Here is a 4,080-nt window from a genome sequence, read left to right as displayed (position 1 = left end):
CAGTTCGACAGGGCGTCTTCGGCGTAGGCGACCGGACAACCATAGTTGCCGGATGGCAGGGTCCAGCGGGTGAAGTGCCGCCAGTCTCCGAGCACCAGGATCACCAACAGACTTACCGCGAGGAGTCCAGCCAAATCCATGTGCGGTACGATAGCATAAATTAATGATGAACCATGAATGATGAATTGTCGGAACAAACGGTCGTCTTATCAGTTCATCAGCAGTCTTCGTTCACACTTCCAACCATCTTTTGCGCGGGTTGACTCTCACGGAACGATTCGATAAATTAAGCGCGCATAGCAATGTGGGTGGGGCCTCCTAACCAGTCGGCTTGAGACGGGTTTCCCCTCTCTGAACTCCCCGCAAACGCCAGTTGACGGGCGGCCCCAGAAGCATGATGAGGCCGAACCGCAGGGATTGAAGAACGGATGGACTTGAAAAAAGTCGAGCGCGTTTACTCGAACTACGCGTCGGTCTACGACCACATTTTCGGCAGGGTGTTTCACGAGGGCCGCGAGTCGGCCGTGCGTAACCTGGACGTCAAGCCCGGCGAGCGTGTGCTGGAAGTCGGCGTCGGCACCGGCCTGTCCCTTCCGCTCTACCCGCCGCACTGCCGCGTCACGGGCATCGATCTCTCTGACGGCATGCTGGACAAGGCGCGCGAACGGACAGCCGTACAGGGCCTCGTTCACGTCGAGCTCCATCAGATGGACGCTGGTAACATGAAATTCACGGACGACAGCTTCGATACGGTCGTAGCGGCCTATGTCGTGACCGCAGTGCCGGATTACCGGTCGGTTGTGGCCGAGATGATCCGGGTCTGCCGAGCGGGCGGGCGGATCATCCTGCTCAATCACTTCAGCAACGGCAACAAGCTGATCGCTGCGGTCGAAAAGGTCATTTCACCGCTCTGCAAGCATATCGGTTTCCGCACCGACCTCGCGTTGCACCACGTGCTGGAAGGCACATCGCTGCAGGTGGCCCGCAAGGACATGGTCAATCCCCTCCGCTTCTGGCATCTCGTCGAATGCATCAATCAGAAGAACGGAGCACATCACGCTCCGACTAACGGCTCCCGTCCCCACTCGCACTGAGTCCCTTTATATTGTTCTGTCGCATGCCAGACAGCGCACCCGCGTCCGGAAAGTGCTGTCTACTTCGGGCGCTCAAAATGACGCTGTCGCACCTACCCATCCCGCGCGCGCCAAGACGGATGTACATCCCGTGGCAAGGCCGCAGCGAGCGATGAGTCGAGGCATACGGTTTCTAAGTAGGCGGAACCTGAGGGCAGGGCAAAAACAAAGCGGAGGCCGTTTCAACACCTTCTGCTATTCGTTGGACGTCGCCGTGCGACTGATGCTCGGCTCCCCCAGCCACTCGTCGCGTTCCATGACGTGGTTGCCGGAGAGGCAGGTGCCGGAGAAATTGTAGGCGATGATGTCGGCGAGGACGACCAGTAGCCGGGCGGTGCCGTTTTCGTGTGGGTCAATGGCCCGGAGGATAATGCCGAAGTCGGCACCGTCGAGGCGGCCGTAGGTTTGCACGTGCAGGCCCGTCCGCTGTGAGGGATCGTGTATGACGGTGGGAATCAGGTAGCCCTCCCATCGTAATGCCGGGTGTGTTCGGGGTGAGCGTTTGATGGCGCGCCAGGCGCAGGGTGCGCCAGCGCGGTCCAGATGTTCAAGCAGCCAGGAGACGGTCGGCAGCTCGCCGGCCTGTGCCTGGAACGTCCACTCGGACATGCCGACGCGGATCGGCCGGGTCTGTCCGGGGCGCGACACTTCCTCGAGCGCTGCTTCGTCGCACACCACATAGAACTCCCCGCGCGGATCGAACCAGAACCGGAACCGGCCGCCCGCGGCTTCAGCGTGAAGCGCCGTGATATCTGAGCAATCTGCCCCGTCCTGTTCAAAAATTGAGAAGTCCGTCACGCCGCGCATGGTCAGTCGGGCGGTGCGCGTCACGGCGTAGAGCCCTTCAGGGCCCCGCACAGCGACTTCGTAGCGGATGATGGCGGTCAGGTTTGTGCCGGCCACGACTTCGCGGCCTGAGGATTCGTCGAAGACGCGCTGCTTGCGGATGGCGATGTCCTGAATCTGACCGCCGTGGAACGCGTGCGAGTGTTCCAGCAGCCAGGCGAGGTCCTGGGGGGTTTTGATCCGGCGAACCATGGAAGCAATTGTAAAGAAGCCCGTAGTTCCATTCCAGCGACCGGATCAAAGTTTCGCTATTGCGATTTTTGAGGAAACTTGACAAGCAAGTGGTGCGGTGTTCTCAAGCGCACCCGCGCTAACGGACCTCGGCGAGCTCCACCCAGAGGAGGCAGTCGTAGGGCACGCGCTTGTTCGGATAGACGGCACCGCGTGTCCGGAGTTCCAGCATGGTGCGGGAGGGCACGAGGACCTTCTCCACGTTCACTCGGACGATTTTCCATCCGCCCAGCAGTTTGCGCAGCGCCTCGCTCTTGAGCAACTGGCGTGCCACAAAGACATTCTCATCACCCCGCACGGGCTTCCCCTCAGCCAGATTCCACTCCCGGGCCTTCCGGGTCGTCGCGATCAGTTCCTGCGAGACCTCCGGCAGCTCGATCAGGCGACCAAGAAAAAACCGGACCGTCTCCTCGCCGCGTTTTTGGAACGGAGACGACTCCCGCAGGAGTCTGGCAAATGATTCTGAAAAAACCTGAGCCGTTAGGGCGCAGGAATTTTTCGCACCGCTCTTTGCCTGGACAAATCGGAGACGGTAACCCGCATGGTCTTCCTCGTCGAGCACTAGAGTGCAGGGGCCCGATTGAACTTTCCACGAGCCGGTCACCAGTAGGGCATGCGCTGACATCGCGACGGGCGACGCTAGCAGCCAGACGGTTGCGATGAGGAGGAGGTGCATAGCGTTCAGTGTAGCATAGCGCTCGAGGACGTCGAGACACCTGATGCTGTCAATTGGTTCGGTGGCCCGATTGATTGCGGTCGCATCCATACGGTAGGCTAGCTGCTCCGTTCAACCGAAAGGAGTGCAACGCATGGCCGGTTTCCCGATCAGGTATTCGACGCGCATCAAAACTTTGCCGCCCTATCTGTTCGCGGCGATCGACGAGATGAAGCAGAAGGCGCTCGCCCGTGGGGTTGACATCATCAATCTCGGCATTGGCGACCCTGACTTGCCGACACCCAAACCTATTATTGACGCACTGGCCCGCGCGGCTGCCGACCCCAAGAACCACCAATATCCGTCCTATGAAGGCATGCTGGCCTTCCGCAAGGCTGTGGCCGACTGGTATCGGCGGCGGTTCAATGTCCTGCTCGATCCGGGGTCGGAAGTACTGACGCTGATTGGTTCCAAGGAAGGCATCGGGCACATCCCGCTCGCGTTTGTGGACAAGGGCGACGTCGTGCTGGTACCCAGCCCCGGCTATCCGGTCTATCCCGTGGCAACCAACTTTGCGGGCGGCAAGGTGCATCTGATGCCGCTTACGAAGAAAACCGAGTTTCTGCCTGATCTGAAGGCGATCCCGGTCAGTGTGGCGAAGAAAGCGAAACTGATGTTTTTGAATTCGCCGAATAATCCGACGTCTGTCGTCATGGGCAAGGACTATTTTAAGCAGGCGATCGCCTTCGCCCAGAAGTACAGGATTATCATCTGTCACGATGCAGCTTATTCAGAAATTTTCTACGACGGCCGGCGGCCGGCAAGTTTTCTGGAAGTCGAGGGCGCCAAGGACGTCGGCATCGAATTTCATTCGCTCTCGAAGACCTACAACATGACCGGCTGGCGTATCGGTTTTGCGGTCGGCAACAAGCAGGTGCTCAACGGGCTGCTCAAGATCAAGAGCAATCTGGATTCGGGCTGTTTCCAGGCCGTGCAGGAGGCCGGCATCGCGGCGTTGAATCTCGACGATTCCGTGACGGACGGCCTGCGAACAATTTATCAGGAGCGGCGCGATACGCTAGTGCCAGGGCTCAAACAAATCGGGCTGGAGGTGGATGCCCCGCCTGCCGCATTTTATGTGTGGGTGAAGGTGCCCAAGGGCTACAAGTCGGCTACGTTCACGGCGCATCTATTGGACAAGGCCGGGATTGTAAC

The 4,080-nt window shown here is 59.5% G+C and carries 4 protein-coding genes; 2 read left to right on the top strand and 2 right to left on the bottom strand.

Features of this window, described 5'->3' with window-relative positions; all coding sequences use genetic code 11:
* Window positions 1-428 precede the first annotated feature (428 nt).
* A complete protein-coding gene (locus tag FJ248_08650) occupies window positions 429-1,094 on the top strand; it encodes a methyltransferase domain-containing protein (protein ID MBM4120948.1) in 666 nt (221 codons plus the stop codon).
* A 234-nt stretch (window positions 1,095-1,328) separates the two neighbouring features.
* Here FJ248_08650 and FJ248_08645 read toward each other — a convergent pair whose 3' ends face one another.
* Both FJ248_08645 and FJ248_08640 read right to left on the bottom strand, forming a co-directional pair.
* Window positions 1,329-2,171, bottom strand: coding sequence for a hypothetical protein (locus tag FJ248_08645; protein ID MBM4120947.1), 843 nt, complete (start codon window positions 2,169-2,171; stop codon window positions 1,329-1,331).
* Between the two features lie 118 nt (window positions 2,172-2,289).
* A complete protein-coding gene (locus FJ248_08640; GenBank protein MBM4120946.1) occupies window positions 2,290-2,976 on the bottom strand; it encodes a hypothetical protein in 687 nt (228 codons plus the stop codon).
* A gap of 43 nt (window positions 2,977-3,019) precedes the next feature.
* Between FJ248_08640 and FJ248_08635 the strand changes: the two genes are divergently transcribed.
* On the top strand, window positions 3,020-4,080 hold a 1,061-nt coding region (locus FJ248_08635; GenBank protein ID MBM4120945.1), incomplete at its 3' end, for an aminotransferase class I/II-fold pyridoxal phosphate-dependent enzyme.

Source organism: Nitrospira sp. (genome assembly GCA_016873435.1).
Classification (GTDB): Bacteria; Nitrospirota; Nitrospiria; order Nitrospirales; family Nitrospiraceae; genus VGXF01.
The sequence above is the reverse complement of the archived record's forward strand: the minus strand, read 5'-3'. Positions and strand labels throughout refer to the sequence as shown.

Coding starts and splice junctions, on each gene's coding strand:
- FJ248_08650 (MBM4120948.1), top strand. CDS start 429: ATGGACTTGAAAAAAGTCGAGCGCGTTTACTCGAACTACGCGTCGGTC.
- FJ248_08645 (MBM4120947.1), bottom strand. CDS start 2,171: ATGGTTCGCCGGATCAAAACCCCCCAGGACCTCGCCTGGCTGCTGGAA.
- FJ248_08640 (MBM4120946.1), bottom strand. CDS start 2,976: ATGGATGCGACCGCAATCAATCGGGCCACCGAACCAATTGACAGCATC.